At 65.7% G+C, this 210-nt stretch carries 1 protein-coding gene; it reads left to right on the forward strand.

What is annotated here, in order from left to right:
- A partial coding sequence (locus tag RRF55_RS29315; RefSeq protein WP_439419500.1) for a hypothetical protein occupies window positions 1-210 on the forward strand: 210 nt, incomplete at both ends.

Here is a 210-nt window from a genome sequence, read left to right on the forward strand (position 1 = left end):
GCCTCGGCCAGCAGGCGCCGATCATCGGTGTGCAGAATTCCGCGCCCAAGGCGGATATCGGTGCGGCGAGCGGCGCGGTGACGCTGACCCGCATGGGTGGTGCCGCCATCGCCATCTCGGTCTATGGCGCGATCGTCACCTCCAGCCTCAAGGGCGTGGCGGTCAATATCCCCGGTGTCGGCAGAATAGAGGAACTGACGCCGAAAATGC

Source organism: Klebsiella sp. K47 (assembly GCF_051858335.1).
Taxonomy (GTDB): Bacteria; Pseudomonadota; Gammaproteobacteria; order Enterobacterales; family Enterobacteriaceae; genus Klebsiella; species Klebsiella pneumoniae.